16 protein-coding genes are annotated in these 17,162 nt (G+C 59.4%); 10 read left to right on the forward strand and 6 right to left on the reverse strand.

What is annotated here, in order from left to right:
• Positions 1–17: 17 nt before the first annotated feature.
• From hisA to CU048_09490, 4 genes are read right to left on the reverse strand one after another with little or no spacing between them, the layout of a single operon-like run.
• The gene (hisA, locus tag CU048_09475; GenBank protein ID QBR72810.1) at positions 18–758 is read right to left on the reverse strand and encodes a 1-(5-phosphoribosyl)-5-[(5-phosphoribosylamino)methylideneamino]imidazole-4-carboxamide isomerase; all 741 of its coding nucleotides are present in this window, start codon (positions 756–758) and stop codon (positions 18–20) included.
• On the reverse strand, positions 755–1,405 hold the full coding sequence (locus CU048_09480) for an imidazole glycerol phosphate synthase subunit HisH (protein QBR71473.1): 651 nt from the start codon (positions 1,403–1,405) through the stop codon (positions 755–757). The genes hisA and CU048_09480 overlap by 4 nt, the downstream gene beginning before the upstream one ends.
• A gap of 10 nt (positions 1,406–1,415) precedes the next feature.
• A complete protein-coding gene (locus CU048_09485) occupies positions 1,416–1,835 on the reverse strand; it encodes a hypothetical protein (GenBank protein QBR71474.1) in 420 nt (139 codons plus the stop codon).
• A 30-nt stretch (positions 1,836–1,865) separates the two neighbouring features.
• Complete coding sequence (locus tag CU048_09490) at positions 1,866–2,453, reverse strand: imidazoleglycerol-phosphate dehydratase HisB (GenBank protein QBR72811.1); 588 nt, start codon at positions 2,451–2,453, stop codon at positions 1,866–1,868.
• 308 nt (positions 2,454–2,761) lie between these two features.
• Here CU048_09490 and CU048_09495 point away from each other — a divergent pair, with 308 nt between their 5' ends.
• The 4 genes from CU048_09495 (at position 2,762) to CU048_09510 (ending at position 7,421) form a co-directional block, all read left to right on the forward strand.
• Entirely contained in the window at positions 2,762–3,334 is a 573-nt protein-coding gene (locus CU048_09495) for an HslU--HslV peptidase proteolytic subunit (protein ID QBR71475.1), read from the forward strand.
• Positions 3,335–3,362: 28 nt separating this feature from the next.
• Positions 3,363–4,670, forward strand: a complete 1,308-nt coding sequence (locus CU048_09500) for an HslU--HslV peptidase ATPase subunit (GenBank protein ID QBR71476.1) — start codon at positions 3,363–3,365, stop codon at positions 4,668–4,670.
• Positions 4,671–4,852: 182 nt separating this feature from the next.
• Positions 4,853–5,887 (forward strand): tryptophan--tRNA ligase, encoded by a 1,035-nt coding sequence (gene trpS / locus CU048_09505; protein QBR71477.1) that lies wholly within the window; start codon positions 4,853–4,855, stop codon positions 5,885–5,887.
• 265 nt (positions 5,888–6,152) lie between these two features.
• The gene (locus CU048_09510) at positions 6,153–7,421 is read left to right on the forward strand and encodes a porin (protein ID QBR72812.1); all 1,269 of its coding nucleotides are present in this window, start codon (positions 6,153–6,155) and stop codon (positions 7,419–7,421) included.
• 297 nt (positions 7,422–7,718) lie between these two features.
• On the opposite strand, the gene CU048_09515 is transcribed toward CU048_09510, so the two are convergent.
• The gene (locus CU048_09515; protein QBR71478.1) at positions 7,719–8,387 is read right to left on the reverse strand and encodes a hypothetical protein; all 669 of its coding nucleotides are present in this window, start codon (positions 8,385–8,387) and stop codon (positions 7,719–7,721) included.
• 225 nt (positions 8,388–8,612) lie between these two features.
• Here CU048_09515 and CU048_09520 point away from each other — a divergent pair, with 225 nt between their 5' ends.
• The 3 genes from CU048_09520 (at position 8,613) to CU048_09530 (ending at position 10,700) form a co-directional block, all read left to right on the forward strand.
• Positions 8,613–9,134, forward strand: a complete 522-nt coding sequence (locus CU048_09520; protein QBR71479.1) for a hypothetical protein — start codon at positions 8,613–8,615, stop codon at positions 9,132–9,134.
• 349 nt (positions 9,135–9,483) lie between these two features.
• Positions 9,484–10,101 (forward strand): hypothetical protein, encoded by a 618-nt coding sequence (locus CU048_09525; protein QBR71480.1) that lies wholly within the window; start codon positions 9,484–9,486, stop codon positions 10,099–10,101.
• Positions 10,102–10,142: 41 nt separating this feature from the next.
• On the forward strand, positions 10,143–10,700 hold the full coding sequence (locus CU048_09530) for a hypothetical protein (protein ID QBR71481.1): 558 nt from the start codon (positions 10,143–10,145) through the stop codon (positions 10,698–10,700).
• A 334-nt stretch (positions 10,701–11,034) separates the two neighbouring features.
• Here the strand turns inward: CU048_09530 and CU048_09535 are convergent, their stop codons facing one another.
• Positions 11,035–13,107, reverse strand: a complete 2,073-nt coding sequence (locus CU048_09535; protein QBR71482.1) for a thioredoxin domain-containing protein — start codon at positions 13,105–13,107, stop codon at positions 11,035–11,037.
• Positions 13,108–13,193: 86 nt separating this feature from the next.
• On the opposite strand from CU048_09535, the gene CU048_09540 reads away from it, so the two are divergent.
• From CU048_09540 to rsmG, 3 genes are all read left to right on the forward strand, one after another.
• A complete protein-coding gene (locus CU048_09540; GenBank protein ID QBR72813.1) occupies positions 13,194–14,522 on the forward strand; it encodes a tRNA uridine-5-carboxymethylaminomethyl(34) synthesis GTPase MnmE in 1,329 nt (442 codons plus the stop codon).
• Positions 14,523–14,613: 91 nt separating this feature from the next.
• Positions 14,614–16,473, forward strand: coding sequence for a tRNA uridine-5-carboxymethylaminomethyl(34) synthesis enzyme MnmG (locus CU048_09545; GenBank protein QBR72814.1), 1,860 nt, complete (start codon positions 14,614–14,616; stop codon positions 16,471–16,473).
• A gap of 3 nt (positions 16,474–16,476) precedes the next feature.
• Entirely contained in the window at positions 16,477–17,118 is a 642-nt protein-coding gene (gene rsmG / locus CU048_09550) for a 16S rRNA (guanine(527)-N(7))-methyltransferase RsmG (protein QBR71483.1), read from the forward strand.
• Positions 17,119–17,162: the final 44 nt, after the last annotated feature.

Genomic DNA, 17,162 nt, shown 5'->3' on the forward strand with positions numbered 1-17,162 from the left:
GCTCCCGACGGGCTTGGTCATGCGGGTGCCCTCGCCCGCCGGATCAGCTGCAGCGCTTCGGCCGGATCGAGGCGGCCATCGTACAATGCCCGACCGGTGATCGCGCCCGCGAGTTTTTCGCAATCGGGTTGCAGCAAGCGTTCGACATCTTTCAGGCAAGCGAGCCCGCCCGAGGCGATGACTGGGATCGTGAGGGTTTGCGCCAGCGCCAAGGTTGCCTCGATGTTCAAGCCCTTGAGAATTCCGTCGCGGGCTATGTCGGTATAAATAATGGCGGCAACGCCGGCGTCTTCAAATCGTCTACCGAGTTCGACGGCCGAGAGTTGGGAGGTCTGGGCCCAGCCTTCGACCGCGACCGCGCCGTCGCGGGCGTCGATCCCGACGGCGATGCGGCCCGGATAAAGCCGCGCCGCCTTACGCACGAGATCGGGATCGCGGACCGCCGCGGTTCCGATGATGACGCGCGCGACGCCCTTGCCGAGCCAGGCTTCAATGCCGGCCAAATCCCTGATGCCCCCGCCGAGCTGAAGCGGAATCCCGATCGCCGCCAGAATGGCTTCCACCGCTTGGGCGTTGACCGAGCGTCCGGCGAAGGCGCCGTCGAGATCGACCACATGAAGATATTCGAAACCCTGCGCCTCGAAGGCGCGCGCCTGTTCCGCCGGGGAATCGTTGAACACGGTTGCCTTGGCCATATCGCCTTGTTCGAGGCGAACGCAATGGCCGTTTTTGAGATCGATTGCCGGAAAAAGGATCATGGCCGCCATCTGAGAAAATTTGCGATCAGCGCCAGGCCGAGAGCCTGGCTTTTTTCCGGGTGGAACTGGGTTCCGGCGATGTTGTCGCGCCCGATCAGCGACGGAAACGGACCGCCGTAATCGGTAGCGGCGACGATATGGTCTTCATGCGCGGGTTTGAACGCAAAGGAGTGCACGAAATAGGCATGGAGGCCAGTTTCGCCGGTCGCAATCCCGGCCAGCAGCGGATGGTCTTTTCGCGGATCGAGGGTGTTCCAGCCCATGTGCGGAATCCGCAGCGTCTGCCCCTTTGAATCCATGGCTGCGACATCGCCTTCGATCCAGCCGAGCCCCTGCGTGACCCGGTGTTCGAGACCCCGTTCGGCCAATAATTGCATGCCGACGCAAATTCCCAGAAACGGCCGCGCTTTGGCGTGAACCGCGCTCGTCATGGCGTCGATCATGCCGGTCACCGCATCGAGGCCGGCCCGGCAATCGGCGAAAGCTCCAACGCCCGGCAAGACGATGCGGTCGGCGCTGGCCACCGCGTCGGGATCGCGGGTGACGAAAATCTCGCAAGGCAGGCCTGCCTCCCGCGCGGCGCGCTCAAAAGCCTTATGAGCGGAGTGGAGGTTTCCGGACCCGTAATCGACGATGGCGACATTCACCGGCCGGTCCTCAAATGCCGGCGCCAGGCGGCGCGGCGATCAATCCGGCGGCAGTGGCGTCGGACGGCGCGACTTTTCGAAAGTATACGGCCTCCGCCTGGTCGAGAGCCGGGGCGGCAATGATTTCGACTAGGTGGTAGCCCTGTGCCACGAGCTTTGTTTCTAGAAGCCGATTGGCCTCGAGTCCAAGCAGAAGCTGAACGGCAAATAAAATCATAAAAGTCGAACTATCCGAAAGGATAGTCGGCGAAGCGAGGATCAAGAGGATAAAGACGCTACCCCAAAGGGTGAAGGCTGCCCAGAGCCGGTGGCGCAGCAGCCAAAGCGGGCCGAAAAAAAAGGCTTTCCAATTGAAAGCTTGGCGCACGAAGGCTGCCTCGGCGATCGAGTTGAGCCCATCGCCTTGCAAATGGACGGAATAAACGGCCATGGTCAGGCTCCTCCGCGCGGTTGCCCCGCCTCAAAGCGTCCCCTTGGTGGATGGGATCGCGCCTTTCTGGCGAGCGTCCTGCGCAATTCCCGCCCGCAAGGCGCGGGCGAGGGCCTTGAACGAGGACTCTGAAATATGATGGGCATTGTCTCCGTACAGGGTCTCGACATGAATATTCATCGCGGCATGCGTGGCGAAGGCCTGGAAAAACTCACGGACGAGATCGGTGTCGAATTCGCCGATCTTGGCATGCACGAATTTGGTCCGGAAGACGAGAAACGGCCTGCCGGAAATATCGATGGCGACCCGGGTGAGAGTTTCGTCCATCGGCAATAGCACATCGGCAAAACGGGTAATCCCGGCCATGTCGCCCAAGGCTTGGCGAACCGCCTGACCCAGAGCTATGCCGGTGTCCTCGACCGTGTGGTGCTGATCGATATGGAGATCGCCCATGGCGCCGATTGCGATATCGATCAGCGAATGCCGGGCGAGCTGTTCCAGCATATGGTCGAAAAAGCCGATTCCGGTCGAAATTTTTGCCAAGCCCGTGCCATCGAGATCGACGCTGACCTCGATTTGGGTTTCCTTGGTTTTGCGCGAAACGGCGCCTTTACGCATGGACTTGCTCGACGTGCGGGCGGGTACGGTTTCTTGAACCATTTCAAGTTAACCGGCGCCAAGAAATAGCTCTCGGCCTTTTGTCAAGGGAGCTTCATGGCAAAGCGGCTTTCCGCTTGGCCGGCTCGTCCTCTCAGTATGCTCTAGCAACTCACTGGGCGCTTGGCTACCCTTGCGGTTGGCTCGTGGGGGGTCCGGTTTTCGCGCCGCAGCTTGCATGCTTTCGTGCGACGCCATAGATGAACGTCATCGCGAAACAATTCCTTCCCCGACGGCCCGGTGCTGGGCCCTATTTTTTGAGAGCTTAGATGCAAGATCATCCGTCCGGACGGGAAGCTTGGCATGCCACCACGATCGTCATGGTGAAAAAAGACCATCGGACCGTGATCGGCGGGGATGGACAGGTCTCGATCGGCCAGACCATCGTCAAGGGCAATGCGAGAAAGGTTCGACGATTGGCCAAAGGCGAAGTGATTGGCGGCTTCGCGGGCGCCACCGCGGATGCTTTCACTTTGTTCGAGCGCCTTGAAGCAAAGCTCGAACAATATCCGGGCCAGCTCATGCGCGCTTGCGTCGAACTCGCCAAGGACTGGCGCATGGACCGCTATTTGCGCCGGCTCGAGGCAATGATGCTGGTGGCTGACCGCGAGGCGGCTCTCGTCCTGACCGGCACCGGCGACGTGCTGGAGCCCGAGGGGAGCGGCAACGGCAGCGTCATGGGGATTGGATCGGGCGGCAACTACGCACTTGCGGCAGGGCGCGCTTTGCTCGCCACGGATCTCGATGCGGAAGCGATCGCCCGCCGCTCGCTGGAAATCGCCGCTGGGATTTGTGTCTATACCAACAACAGTTTTGTAATCGAGTCGATCGACTCGAAATGATCGCGCGGCAACAGGAAAGCTCTTCGACATGACTGATTTTTCTCCGCGTGAAATCGTTTCCGAGCTCGATCGTTTCATCGTCGGGCAAAAGGATGCCAAGCGCGCCGTGGCCATCGCTTTGCGTAACCGCTGGCGGCGGCTGCGCCTCGAAGGCTCGATGCGCGAGGAAGTCTTGCCGAAGAATATTTTGATGATCGGGCCCACGGGCTGCGGCAAGACCGAGATTTCGCGGCGGCTTGCCAAGCTCGCGGGGGCGCCTTTCCTCAAGGTCGAGGCGACGAAATTCACCGAGGTCGGTTATGTCGGCCGAGATGTCGAACAGATTGTCCGCGATCTTGTCGAGACCGCGATCACCATGACCAAGGAAGAGCGGCGCAAGGCGGTTTACGCCCGCGCGCAGCTAGCTGCGGAAGAGCGGGTTTTGGACGCGCTCGTCGGCACCACCGCTTCGGCATCGACGCGGGACAGTTTCCGGAAAAAATTGCGGGCCGGCGAACTCGACGATAAAGAGATCGAGATCGAAATCGCGCAGGCAACTTCCGGCATGCCGATGTTCGAATTGCCGAACATGCCGGGCTCGGCGGTCGGCGCGATCTCAATCGGCGATATTTTCGGCAAGGCGCTTGGCAATCGCGCAAAACCCCGACGGACCACCGTCAAGGAGGCCCATGCTCCGCTGATCGTCGAGGAAAGCGACAAGATGATAGACCAGGATCAAATCGTGCAGGAGGCTATCCGGGAAGTCGAAAACAATGGCATCGTGTTTCTCGACGAGCTCGACAAGATTTGCGCCCGCGAGGGGCGCGGCGGCGCCGACGTTTCGCGTGAGGGCGTTCAGCGCGATTTGTTGCCGCTGATCGAGGGGACCACGGTTGCGACCAAGCATGGGGTGGTGAAGACCGATCATATTCTATTCATTGCATCGGGTGCCTTCCATGTTTCGAAGCCCTCGGATCTCCTGCCCGAACTGCAAGGGCGGCTGCCGATCCGGGTAGAACTTTCGCCCTTGAACGAGGACGACTTCCGCCGCATCCTGACCGAAACGGAGGCCAGCCTCATCAAGCAATACGAAGCCTTGCTGCGGACCGAAGGGGTCGAGCTTACGTTTACGCCCGACGCCATCAGCGCCGTGGCGAGAATTGCGGTGCAGGTCAATTCCTCCGTCGAGAACATCGGGGCGCGGCGGCTTCAAACGGTGATGGAGCGGGTCCTTGATGAAGTGAGCTTCACCGCATCCGATCGTTTTGGCGAAAAGATCGAAATCGACGGGGCTTTTGTCGAAAAGAACATTGGCGATCTGGCCAGGAATACGGATTTGAGCCGGTTCATCCTTTAGGCCTTGATCGCTTGAGGGAAGAGTGGGCACGTTCTTTACCGGCTTCTATCGACGCATGAGTTGACTGAGAAGAGTTCCACGCCTTTTTGGGATCATCCTCAAGAACGCCGCTGGACACTTGCCACGCGGGATCAGCGGCGTGATAAGGCGTGTTCGCGTGAATCATTGGGAGCCGCTCCGGTATGGCAAAGTTCGTTGAACGGGTTTTTTCCGGCGTGCAGCCGACAGGAAATCTGCACCTTGGAAATTATCTCGGCGCCATCGTAAAATTCGTCGAATTGCAGAACACGCATGATTGCATTTATTGCGTCGTCGATCTGCATGCGATCACGCTGCCGCAAAAGCCGGAAGATCTGAAGGCGAGCATCAGGGAAGTTACGGCCGCTTTTATCGCCTGCGGCATCGATCCGGAAAAACATATCGTCTTCAACCAGAGCCAGGTCAGCGAGCATGCTGAACTCGCCTGGGTCTTCAATTGCGTGGCTCGCATCGGCTGGCTCAATCGCATGACGCAATTCAAGGAAAAGGCCGGCAAGGATCGAGAGAATGCATCGGTCGGGCTTTATGCCTATCCCTGTTTGATGGCCGCCGACATTCTTGTCTATCGCGCCACGCATGTGCCGGTTGGGGAGGACCAGAAACAGCATCTCGAACTTGCGCGTGACATCGCCCAGAAATTCAATCTTGATTTTGCGGACTCGATTGCCGCGCGTGGTCACGGTGATTGCTTCTTTCCTTTGCCGGAGCCGTTGATTCAGGGACCGGCCACACGGGTCATGAGTCTTCGCGACGGGTCCAAGAAAATGTCGAAGTCCGACCCTTCCGACTATTCGCGGATCAATCTGTCCGACGACGCCGACGCGATCGCGCAAAAGATCCGCAAGGCGAAGACTGACCCGGAAGCGCTGCCTTCCGAAGTCGAAGGACTGAAGCAAAGACCTGAGGCCGATAATCTTGTCGGCATTTTCGCCGCGCTCAATGGCGAGACGAAGCCCGATGTCTTGCGGGTTTTCGGCGGCGGTAATTTCTCCGCCTTCAAATCGGCCCTTGTCGAACTCGCGGTGACCAAACTCGGTCCGATCGGGGCTGAAATGACGAGGCTCAAAAACGATCCGGCCTATATTGATCGTGTGCTGATCGATGGTGCCGCGCGGGCCCGCGCGCTTGCGGCAAAAAACATGGCTTCGGTGAAGGATATTCTCGGCTTCGTGCGATAGGCCAGAGGGGTCGACGCCGCAGGAATATCCAGGGTTTGCAACTGGATCATGCATATTGCCTCATTGCCGCATTTCCTGCTGTGCAATTACGCAAACTGTTGCAGAATCGCATCGCGGTCTGGAAGAAGCGTGTTTGGACCTCCGAGAAATATTGCATTTAGAATTTTGCGGCGCACCCTCCTAGCCAATGATTTGCCGCTTGGAGAACCCGCTCATGTCCCGTTCGCGAAAAACCCTGCTGGTCCCGGCGCTCTGCACCGGGCTGATGTTCGGCCTCTCCCTGGGCCTTGCCGGGATCGCGCAAGCCGCCGATGTCGCCGCGACCCCGCCGCCCGCCCCCGCCAATTGGTGGGATACGATCACCGTCACCGGCGTGGTCGAGGGCGGCCTGACCCTCAATCCCGACTATCCGGGCGATGGCTTGAATTTCGGCCATTTGTTCACCGACAAGGCCAATACGCCGCTCCTCAACCAGATGCTGCTCACCGCCCAGCGGCCGCTCGATCCGAAGGCGACCGATTATGATTTCGGCTTCAAGCTGCAGCTGATGTACGGCTCGGACGCGCGCTACACCCATTATCTCGGCGAGTTCGATTACATCATCAACGACCGCAGCCAGTTCACCCCGGTCGAGGCGTTCGGCATCGTCCATCTGCCCTGGCTGTTTGCCGGCGGCATCGACGTCAAATTCGGCCAATATGTGACCCTCGAAGGCGCCGAGACGATCGACCCGACCACCAATTATCTCTACTCGCATTCCTACATCTTCAACTTCGGCATTCCGCTGGTCCACACCGGCATCATGACGATCTCGCATGTCGATCCGATGGTCGATATTTATCTCGGCGTCGACACCGGCGTGAACACCACCTTCGGCAATCGCCAGGGCGACAACAATGGCGCCGCGGCGTTTCATGGCGGCATCGGGCTCAATCTGCTCGACGGCAATCTGACGATTTTGGCGACCACCCACATCGGCGCGGAAAACCCCGACACCTTCGGGACCGCCCTCGCCTGCGCCTGCAATCCGAACCGGGCGCTTCGCTATCTGAGCGACATCACCGCGATCTGGAAGGCCACCGACTCCTTGACCTTCATCACCGACCTCAACTACATCCGCGACGACGGGTTCAAGGCGAGCGGCTATGGCATCGCGCAATATGCGATCTACACGGTCAACGACTGGCTGAAACTGGTCGGCCGCGGCGAGGTCTGGCGCGACAACAATAATTTCTTCGTCGCCGCCTTCCCGGGCAATTTCGACTTCGTGAATGTCGAATATGGGTTCCCGTCGACCGCGGTGTTCGGGCCGGCGCCGACGACCTATCTGGAGCTGACCGCCGGGCTCAACATCTCGCCGGCGTTGCCCGAGGGCCTGCCGTTTTTGAAATCGCTGACGGTGCGCCCGGAAGTTCGCTACGACGCTTCGCTGAACGGCACGACGCCGTTCAACGGCCTGGGCTTCCCGGCGTTCGGGGTCGGCACCAAAAGCTCGCAATTCACCTTCGGCGGCGACATCATCGCGAAGTTCTAGAGCGGGATGAGGAAAAGTGGAAACCGGTTTTCCGCCCGCATCCCGCTCTAAGCTTTTGGAACAAGATCACGTTCATGATTTTGGATCGAGTCAATCCAAAATCATCGTGATCTAGAGCCCGATCCCCAAAAGGCGTTTGACTTTTGGGACAAGATCAGGCGGCAAAACAAAGCCCGATCCCCAAAAGTTGCCCGACTTTTGGGATAAGATCAGGCGGGACGATAGAGCCCAAAAATCCCGCCCGGCTGAAACGCCGGGCGGTTTTTTAGGTGCTCAAAAACCGGTGGCATGATCCGTTCAACGAACCGGATCAGCAGGGCCTTTGGGACGGTCGAGATTGCGCTCGTCTCCGGGTGCAAGATCGCCATCTTTGTTCGGGCCGCCGCGCTGCCAGCCGCCATGCTCAAAGCCGCCATCCATCATCGCGAAATGATGATCGAGGAAATGCGGCTTGAGGGCGTGCAGGAGAACCGGGAGACGACGCCTCTGATCCTCATTCAAGCTGGCATAAAGAGGTGCTGCGGCATTGGCGATTGCTTGCAGATTTTCGCCCCGCGCAACCGCTCTTTCGCCGCGCTGGCGAAGGCGATCGATCAGATTGTCCGACTGTGATTGGCTTTGAACCTTCTGGTGCAACTCGAAAGTTTTCTTGGCCATGTCACGGAGGGAAGCTTCGACATTTGGCCAAAGTTTTTCCTGGTCCGGCGTCAATTTCAGTCCGGCGTGCAAAGCCGCCACGCGCGCATCGAAGAAGGCCGCACGATCCGCCGGCGTGAAAATGAACGGAGGTTTTTCAGGCGCTTGGAAGGCTACGGTGATGGGCTGTTGAGCGTTGACGCTAAAGGCGGCGAAGGCGACACTAGCGCCGGCAAGCGCCATCAAAGTAAGAATAGCAGGTAGACCCGTTTTCATGGGAGGACTCCAACTCCTGAACGCGCGTGTTTTATTCGCGAACCCGATCAGCATTTTCGTCGATCATGCTTGAGCAGCATGAACTCGTGAATAGACAACATGGATAAGCTCTTCAAATGAACCTTTGGTCATGTTGATGCGCGTTGCATGAGGAGCGGCGTGGTAAGTCACGTGGATTTGAACTTCATTTGTGCTTTCGAATTAACGCAGGTTCAAAGCCCTGCTCGCATAGTGGCGAGGTCTTTTCGAACCGCGCTTGGATGGAGGCCGGTGACGGCCATGGTCCGCACGAAGCGAAGCAACGCCGATAATTTCAGCGATATTCTCGCGGCGCTCGATCAAAGCCAGGAAGCAGGCGTGACGTCGCGCGCGCAGAAGGCCGATGACAACGACGCAGAATTGGAAACCGAACGTCAATCAGGTCCGAGAAACCGGCTTCGGCGCGTGTTGAAAACGATTTCATTTCCTTGGCTGGGTGGCCTCGGGTTTTTTCCACATGGCCATGTCTCCTACAACGAAGAGGAAGCCATCGATGTTTCGGCGCAGCCCGCTGCCGAGCCACCCATCGATGAGATCCCGAAATCCGAGGGCGCAAGATCCGAAGATGAAGAGATTGCCGAGGAACTCGGCTTGAAAAGGGATCTCGCGAGCGGCGAATTGCGACGGATTCGACGCGAATTTGCGAAGAACAACCACCCAGACCGTTTCGAACCCTCCCGCCGCGTCCTGGCCGCGCGCCGCATGTCGATCGCGAATATGTTGATCGATGCGCAGTTGAAACAAAGTCGGTCGGGGCGCTAGAGCGCTTCCCGATCAGATGGAATCATCTGATCGAAAAAGAATCGCTCAAGTTCAACGAGTTGGAGCATGTTCTGATCGAAAAAGTCGGTCAACTTTTTCGGAACATGCTCTAACGTATAAGGGCCTACGTGATGGCGATTCGCGAAGCCTGGCACGGCGACAGAAAATGGCAATCAACAAATCTTATTTCGTTTGCTGTCCGGTCACTGTGCTTAATTAGAATGAATCAGCGGATTGCTTGACAGTGGCCTTACGGTCGCGAAAAAGCTCAAGGGACTGCGGCGGATCTTACGGGTGCCGCACGTTTAACTTGACGTGCCCCTTACCCCAAAGGTGAGAAACAATCCCGATGAAACCTGGATCGACGCGCGCAAATTCGAAGATCGATAGGCGGCTCGTGGCGCCTACCCGCGGGATCGAGCCCGATGGCGGAGAAAGCGATGTGTTTCTTTTGCCGAACGATCCGGTCAGCCTCGAGGAATTAATTCGCGACCTGTTCCAAAACCATTGGGCGGAGATCGTCTTCGGTCCGATCATCGAGGGCGCGGCGTGGGAGATGCGGGCGGCGCATCCGCCTACCTATGTCGGCATGATGGACGGGTATTTGACGGTTGCCTTCGGCATTCCGCATTTCCACATCTGTATCGGCGAACATAAGGGCTCGCCAAGAGACCCTGTTCCGGCTGCGCTTGCGCAGCACCGAAAAACATCGCGCGCCGAGCTGTACCGTCTCCTTGGCCCTTCCGGCACGCCGGTCTCCTGGGGTGTTCGCCTGTTCAATGGGAAGGGCGAGCAACAAATCACGATTTTGCTGGGAAATCCCTTTCTTGACCCGAAAACCGATAAGGTGCTGAAATCACCCGATTGGTCGCGGCTCGCGCTTTGGGATCATTTGCGCGCCCGTTGGCTTGGCTTGACCGAACCCGATCAATTCGATCGTTCGGGTCGCGGTTTTAGCCATGTGTGATATATTTATGAAGAAGCGTGATTCGAGGAGAGAAATTTAAAATGGCTCAGCTATCGATTGTTCCGGTCTCCCGCCGCCCGCTTTGGATAGCTTTGATCGTTTCGGCGAGCGTTATCGTCAGCCTCGGCTTTGCCTGCGCCGTGCCGCTCGCGGCATTTGCCGCCGTTGCGGCCCTGACTTTGCCCCGACGCGATGCCTTCGTTCTTGTCGGACTGGTGTGGCTCGCCAATCAAGTCGTTGGCTACACCCTGCTCCATTATCCCTGGACCGCGGAAAGCTTTGCCTGGGGCGCCGTTCTCGGCGGAGTTGCCTTGCTCTCAACCGTGGCGGCGCAATGGACCAAGGAGCATTTGGCGCAAGGACATATGATCGTGGCCGCAACCGCGTTTGTTGCGGCGTTCGCGGTGTATGAAGGAACTCTCTTCGTGATTTCCCTGGCGATCGGCAGTGGGCTCTCGAATTATACGCCGTCCGTCGTCAAGCGGATTTTCGCGATCAATGCCGCCGCGTTTGCCGCGCTGTATCTGGTTCATAGCCTCGGCGTGTTTAAGAGCCTGGCCGCCAAGCCCCAAGGGGTTTCCCGCGAGCGGCGCGCATGACTTTCGGCCCCTTCCCGGGTTCGTAATCCGTAACCAAAGCGTGGATTTCAAGCCGGACCGTTCGGCTCATCCGGAGGCGCGGCTTCGCCCGGCTTGGGTGCGCGCTTGAGACGATATTCCCGAATTAAATGTCGTGATATTCGATAAACGCCATAAATAAGAAAAGCGACGACGGCTATATTTATGGCAAAACGCATAATAACGACGAGAGCATGGATCAATACGCCTATTATACTACCCGCCGCACCAAATAGAGAGGCTAGAAAATCGGACATGTGATCGCAGCTTCCCTATTGGCGCCCTCGTCATGAGATCTTGGGGGGCTTCCTTTTAGCTAACCATGCTCGACGCGCTCTAGCAATGTTTGTTTGTCAAACACAGGCAAGGAGCAGCGCCCCCCCGAACAGACAAAGGCCGCCGCTTCGCCCGCCAGAGCGCTTTGGGCTTTCGCCGGATGGCCCTCGGGAATCTGGTCCGGCTGATCGAGATCCATCACCACGCGGTCGATAAAGGGCACGCCCAGCGCGGCCGCATAAAGGGCTTGGCGTTGCGGTCCTGCGGTGACGATCTCCTTGGCCTGAAGCCGGAAATCAAGCGCATTCAAGATCCCGGCATGGCCGACAAAATTGCTCCGGACCGATCCGCCGACGACCCGGAAAATCTCGTCGGCCCGCGTCAGCCAGCTCGCGTTGCCGGTGAGCCCGGCGAGGCGAATGAGCGCCGACAGATAGACCGGGTGCGCATTCGGAATCGCGTCGTCCGAGGTGGGCGCAAGCCGCAGGATGACGTCATTAGCATCGCTGGCTGTCATATTGAGCAGCCCGCTTTGCGGATCGCAATGATAGGTCTCAAGCGCTTTCGCCCATTCGATTGCATCGGCAAGATAATCTCGGGTCTGCGGCAGAGCGCCGTTAAAATTGCGCGCTTCATGCAAGGCCAGGGCGGCGCGGATCATTGCGGCATGATCGAGCGCGAGGCCGGGCGTCACGAGGACACCGGCGCGCCAGCCATGCGCCAGCCGTTTGTTTCCCGTCGCATCGGTATATTGCATTGTCGTGGCGATGAACGCATAGGCGCGGGCGGCGAGAGCGATCCATTCGGGCTCGTCAAACAGCGTCGCCGCGTTGACGAGCGCGGCGATCATCAAGCCGTTCCAGTCGGCGAGAATCTTGTCGTCGAGGCCAGGATGAACACGCTTTTCCCGCGCGTCGAACAGGCGTTGCCGCAGCGGCGCAAGCCGTTCTTCTTCCGCCTGGGTTGGGGGATTGATATCAAGGCGGTTCAGGATAATAACGCGGGCGCCTCCATGCGCCTCGTCGACCCAATTGCCGTCCGGCGCGGCATCGTAAAAGCGACCAAAGAATTTTGCATCGTCCTCGCCGAGGAGGGTTGTGATTTCGGCAAAACTCCAGACATAGAATTTGCCCTCGACTCCTTCGCTATCGGCGTCGAGGCTCGCGCAGAAGGCGCCGGCGTCATTGGTCATTTCGCGGCGGAGCCAGCCGACCGTTTCGCGTGCGCGTGCGTGGAAAAGCGGGCCCCCATAGTCGTGATGGCAGAGGGCCAGCATTTCGAGAATCTGCGCATTGTCGTAGAGCATTTTTTCGAAATGCGGCACCAGCCAGCGCGCGTCGGTCGAATAGCGCGCATAGCCGCCACTGAGATGATCGTAAATACCGCCCTCCGACATTTTTGTCAGGGTCAGTTTGACGAGATCGCGATAGGGAGCCTTGCCCAGTCGCCCACCGGCCCGCCACAGCAATTCGAGAATCGGCGTGTTGGGAAATTTCGGTGCGCCGCGCAGGCCACCCTCGATTGGATCTATGAAATTCACGATCTGCGGGGCCAGAGTATTGATTTGCTCGAGGCTGAGCGGTGCCTGCTCGTCGTGCGAGGCGAGTTTTGAGAGCTCTCCATGGACGATTCGGGCATTTTCCGCGATCCGTCCCGGCTCAGACCGGAACACTTCGGCGACCGTCTTCAAGACGCTGACGAAGCTGGGCCTGCCATATTGGCTCTCCTTCGGAAAATAGGTTCCGCCCCAAAATGGCTCGCCCATGGGCGTGAGGAACATGGTGAGAGGCCAGCCGCCCCGTTCCCCAAAACTGTGAAGCGCCGTCATATAAATATGATCTATATCGGGGCGCTCTTCGCGGTCGACCTTGATATTCACGAAAAGCTCGTTCATCACCGCGGCGGTTGCTGCATCTTCGAAGCTTTCATGGGCCATCACATGGCACCAGTGACAGGCCGCATAGCCGACGGAGAGCAGAATGGGCTTGTTGAGCGCCTGGGCTTCCCGCAGAGCCGCGTCGCCCCACATCCGCCAATGCACGGGATTTTCGGCGTGCTGCAAGAGATAAGGGCTTGCAGCCTTGCTCAGTTCATTTTGGCCGTGTGCTGACATGGAATTGGAGCCTTTTGGGTGCGGCAAGCGCGGAATTGGGGCCGGGCGATGCAATCCGGCCCAGTAAATGGAAGATCTGTGCCAGAATGAAACACATAGACGATGACACGATTTTCGCCATTGCCACCGGTGCGGGCCGTGCGGCCATCGCGATTCTGCGGCTATCGGGGCCGGCGACGCGTGGGATTGTCAAGAGTCTCGCAGGCAAGTGCCCAGAACCGCGGGTGGTTGCCCGAGGGATTTTTTCCGATCCTGCGTCGGGGGAGGCAATCGACAGCGGGCTGCTCATTTTTTTTCCCGGGCCAAAAAGTTTTACCGGCGAAGACTATGCCGAAATTCACGTCCATGGCGGGCGTGCAGTGCTGACCGCGCTAATTGCGGCTTTGGGCGCCATGGCGAACACGCGTCCGGCAGAGCCGGGGGAATTTACTCGCCGCGGATTCGTGAATGGCAAAATGGATTTGGCGGAAGTCGAGGGTCTTGCGGATCTGATCGATGCGGAAACCGAATGGCAGCGTCGGCAGGCCCTGCGTCAGACAGAAGGGATTCTTGGCCGCCAGGCCGCGATGTGGCGGGCGAAGCTCATCGAGGCAGCGGCGTTGCTTGAGGCGGAGATCGATTTTCCGGAGGAGGAGGGCATTCCGGCCTCGGTGGGGCGGCGGGTCGGGGAAGTGCTGGCTCCGGTGCTTACGGCGTTGAAAGCCGAAATCGCGGCGGGGCGGGCTGCGGAGCGGTTGCGGGAGGGGGTGGTGATCGTGATCGCCGGGCCTCCCAACGTTGGAAAATCGACACTGTTGAACGCCCTGGCGCGCCGGGAGGTGGCGATTGTCTCGCCCTTCGCGGGCACGACCCGGGATACGCTTGAGGTGCATCTCGATCTCGGGGGCTGCCCGGTTACCTTGATAGACACCGCGGGGTTGCGGGAGAGTAGCGACGCGGTGGAAAAAATGGGCGTGGCCCGAGCTCTCGAGAAAGCCCAGTCGGCGGATCTGATATTATGGCTGAGCGAGGCGGGCGCGCCGGCCTTGCCGCCGGAAACTCGCGGCGCGACCTGGCCGATTTCCACGAAAGGCGATCTGGTGCCGGCGAGCGAGAGGTCGGCTGACGCAGAGGGGCTCTATATAAGTGCCGAGAGCGGCGAAAATCTCGATCTGCTCGTCGCCCGTCTGCGGGAGTTCGCGGGAGGGATTGTCAGCGACGGCCATGCCGGCCTTATCACCCGGGAACGGCATCGAAAAGCGTTCGAATTGGCCGCGCTGGCCCTGGAGCGGGTCCTGGGTGGTTTGGAGGGTCCGGTCGAATTGCTAGCGGAGGACTTGCGCGCGGCGATATTTTCACTGCAAAGACTAACGGGCGAGGTCGGTGTCGAGGATGTCTTGGACGAGATTTTCTCGCGGTTTTGTATCGGCAAGTGAGACTGGCGGGCTACGCCACAATGTTTCACGTGAAACCTTTTTAGAATTATTCCAAAAATGTTTCACGTGAAACATTCTGAGGGGCATGGGCATGGCAGGCGGGTTCGATGTGATCGTGGTGGGAGGAGGCCACGCCGGCTGCGAGGCGGCCGCGGCCTCCGCGCGCATGGGCGCCCGCACGGCCCTCTTGACCCATTCCTTCGACACCATCGGCACAATGTCCTGCAATCCGGCCATAGGCGGCCTCGGCAAAGGCCATTTGGTTCGCGAGGTCGACGCGCTCGACGGGCTCATGGGACGGATTGCGGATGCAGCCGGCATCCAATTTCGCGTCCTTAATCGAGCAAAGGGCCCCGCCGTACGGGGGCCACGGGCTCAAACCGACCGTAAGCTTTACCGCCAAGCGATGCAGGCGGCCATTCGAGAGATCGAAAATCTTTCCGTCCTCGAGGGGGAAGCGGCCGATATCTTGCTCGGGAGCGGCCGGGTGGTAGGCGTCAAAACCGCAACCGGCGAGGAAATCTCCTGTGGCGCCATCATCCTCACCACGGGGACGTTCCTGCGGGGCATCATTCATATCGGTCAAAAGACCTTTCCGGCGGGACGAATGGGGGAAAGTCCAGCCATCGCTCTCGGAGAACGGCTGCAGGAGATGGGTCTGGAGCTCGGGCGGCTCAAGACCGGAACCCCGCCCCGCCTCGATGGCACGACGATCGATTGGGCGGTCCTGGAGCGCCAGAGCGGTGACGATGAGCCGGAGCCCTTCTCTTTTCTCACCAAGGCCATTGTCACGCCTCAGGTCGATTGCTTCATCACCCATACGACGGCCGAAGGCCATGCGGTCATCGCCCGGAATCTTTGCCATTCGCCCGTCTATTCCGGCGCCATCTCGGGCCGGGGCCCGCGCTATTGCCCCTCCATCGAGGACAAGATCGTCCGCTTCCAAGAGCGCGAGAGCCATCAAATCTTTCTCGAGCCCGAAGGCTTGGACGACACGACCATTTATCCCAACGGTATTTCGACCGCCTTGCCGGAGGACGTTCAAGAGGCGTTCCTGCACACCATCCCCGGCCTCGCCAAAGCCCGCGTACTACGGCCGGGCTACGCCATCGAGTATGATTTCATCGATCCGCGCGCCCTCACCCCGGGCCTGGAGGTCAAAAGATTTCCCGGGCTTTTCCTTGCCGGGCAGATCAACGGCACCACCGGCTATGAAGAGGCTGCCGCCCAAGGCCTGGTCGCCGGCTTGAGCGCGGCGCTCCGCGCCGGCAGCGCAGAACCGCTGAGCTTCAGCCGGTCCGATTCCTATATCGGCGTAATGATCGATGATCTGATCAATAAGGGTGTGAGCGAGCCTTATCGGATGTTTACCTCGCGCGCCGAATATCGCCTGTCCCTACGCGCCGACAACGCCGATCAGCGCCTCACTCCACGCGGCGCCTCTCTTGGGTGCGTGGGTGCCGAACGCCAGCGGGCTTTCGAGGCGAAGGCGGCGGAGCTGACCCAGGCGCGCAATCTTCTGCAAGGTTTGAATCTCACGCCCAACGAGGCGGCGCGGCATGGCTTGCACGTCAATCAGGACGGCGTTCGCCGGAGCGCATTCGACCTTCTCGGCCTGCCCGGCCAATCTATTGCAACGCTTCAGGCGATCTGGCCGGAGCTTGGCGGGATCAGGCCGAAAGCCGCGGCGCAGATCGAGATCGATGCCAAATATGCGGTTTATCTTGCCCGTCAGACGCGGGACATCGAAGCGTTTCGCCGCGACGAAGCGCTGGAGATCCCCGCCAATGTCGACTACGCGCTTCTGCCCGGACTTTCCAATGAGATCCGCGCGCGCCTTGAACTTATCCGGCCCCGCACGATGGGCCAAGCCGGGAGAATTGAAGGCATGACGCCGGCGGCCATGACCCTCCTGGCGTCGAAGATGCGCCGCGTCAGCGCCGGATCTTGATCCTTGCCGGTGGGACGGGCTCCAATTAACCAGGCAAGGTCGCATCCCTCCTTGGCAGCTCTGCCGGAGCCGATTCTGCGACGCCTGGAGATCTACGCCGCCCTCCTCGCCAAATGGCAGCGGGCGATGAATCTTGTCGGAGCCTCGACACTAGACGAAGTTTGGGTGAGGCATTTCGCGGATTCTCTCCAAGTGTCGGAAGTCGTGCCGGACGCGCGGAAATGGCTCGATCTTGGCTCGGGAGCCGGGTTCCCCGGTCTCGTCACGGCGATTCGCTATGCTGACGAAAAGGGAGCGAGCGTTCATCTGGTGGAAGCCAACCAGCGCAAATGCGCCTTTTTACGCGAGGTCGCGCGGGAAACACGCGCTCCGGCGGTGGTTCATTGCGGCCGAATCGAAGAAATCGTGCCCTTATTGGACAATAATTTCGAAGCTGTGAGCGCGCGCGCCCTGGCATCCCTGCCGGTCCTCCTCGGATATGCCGAGAAATTCATTCAGGATGGCGCCGTCGGTGTGTTTTCCAAGGGGAAACAGCTAGACGCGGAATTGACCGACTCGTTAACGATCGGTAAATATTTAATCGCGACTGTAGGGAGCAATACATGCTCCGAGGCGCGTCTGGTCCTCGTCAGGCGCCGTCCATAATAAGCAAAAGATTTAATCTTGCATCATTACATTGTACGCTAATT

It is taken from the genome of Beijerinckiaceae bacterium (assembly GCA_004564215.1).
Classification (GTDB): Bacteria; Pseudomonadota; Alphaproteobacteria; order Rhizobiales; family Beijerinckiaceae; genus Methylocapsa.

What these genes read in the sequence shown, in the direction of transcription:
- CU048_09515 (QBR71478.1), bottom strand. Translation starts at nt 8,387, where the DNA reads ATGCTGATCGGGTTCGCGAATAAAACACGCGCGTTCAGGAGTTGGAGT.
- CU048_09510 (QBR72812.1), top strand. Translation starts at nt 6,153, where the DNA reads ATGTTCGGCCTCTCCCTGGGCCTTGCCGGGATCGCGCAAGCCGCCGAT.
- trpS (QBR71477.1), top strand. Translation starts at nt 4,853, where the DNA reads ATGGCAAAGTTCGTTGAACGGGTTTTTTCCGGCGTGCAGCCGACAGGA.
- CU048_09530 (QBR71481.1), top strand. Translation starts at nt 10,143, where the DNA reads ATGGCTCAGCTATCGATTGTTCCGGTCTCCCGCCGCCCGCTTTGGATA.
- CU048_09535 (QBR71482.1), bottom strand. Translation starts at nt 13,107, where the DNA reads ATGTCAGCACACGGCCAAAATGAACTGAGCAAGGCTGCAAGCCCTTAT.
- CU048_09545 (QBR72814.1), top strand. Translation starts at nt 14,614, where the DNA reads ATGGCAGGCGGGTTCGATGTGATCGTGGTGGGAGGAGGCCACGCCGGC.
- hisA (QBR72810.1), bottom strand. Translation starts at nt 758, where the DNA reads ATGATCCTTTTTCCGGCAATCGATCTCAAAAACGGCCATTGCGTTCGC.
- CU048_09525 (QBR71480.1), top strand. Translation starts at nt 9,484, where the DNA reads ATGAAACCTGGATCGACGCGCGCAAATTCGAAGATCGATAGGCGGCTC.
- CU048_09485 (QBR71474.1), bottom strand. Translation starts at nt 1,835, where the DNA reads ATGGCCGTTTATTCCGTCCATTTGCAAGGCGATGGGCTCAACTCGATC.
- CU048_09520 (QBR71479.1), top strand. Translation starts at nt 8,613, where the DNA reads ATGGTCCGCACGAAGCGAAGCAACGCCGATAATTTCAGCGATATTCTC.
- CU048_09540 (QBR72813.1), top strand. Translation starts at nt 13,194, where the DNA reads ATGAAACACATAGACGATGACACGATTTTCGCCATTGCCACCGGTGCG.
- CU048_09500 (QBR71476.1), top strand. Translation starts at nt 3,363, where the DNA reads ATGACTGATTTTTCTCCGCGTGAAATCGTTTCCGAGCTCGATCGTTTC.
- CU048_09490 (QBR72811.1), bottom strand. Translation starts at nt 2,453, where the DNA reads ATGCGTAAAGGCGCCGTTTCGCGCAAAACCAAGGAAACCCAAATCGAG.
- CU048_09495 (QBR71475.1), top strand. Translation starts at nt 2,762, where the DNA reads ATGCAAGATCATCCGTCCGGACGGGAAGCTTGGCATGCCACCACGATC.